The sequence below is a fragment of the Vibrio amylolyticus genome (assembly GCF_023145695.1).
In the GTDB taxonomy this organism is placed as follows: Bacteria; Pseudomonadota; Gammaproteobacteria; order Enterobacterales; family Vibrionaceae; genus Vibrio; species Vibrio amylolyticus.
Window position 1 is genome coordinate 1 of the sequence record NZ_JAJHVV010000053.1, and the last position, 227, is coordinate 227.

Annotated in this window: 1 tRNA gene; it reads right to left on the reverse strand. The window is 40.1% G+C overall.

The window, feature by feature from the left end:
* Nucleotides 1-61: 61 nt before the first annotated feature.
* Nucleotides 62-137 (reverse strand) — tRNA-Ala (locus tag KP803_RS21850).
* Between the last annotated feature and the right edge of the window lie 90 nt (nt 138-227).

The following is a 227-nucleotide window of genomic DNA, read 5'->3' on the forward strand; positions in this document are numbered from 1 at the left end:
AGATTTTATTCTTTCGAACTAATACCATTTTTAAATATTTTCAAAGAAAAACACTTAAAGATGGTGGAGCTATGCGGGATCGAACCGCAGACCTCCTCGCTGCCAGCGAGGCGCTCTCCCAGCTGAGCTATAGCCCCATCTGGAAAAGTATTTCTACTCTTAACTTTTTAAACATATCAATCTGTGTGGGTACTCATCATAATAATCATCGTATAAGGAGGTGATCC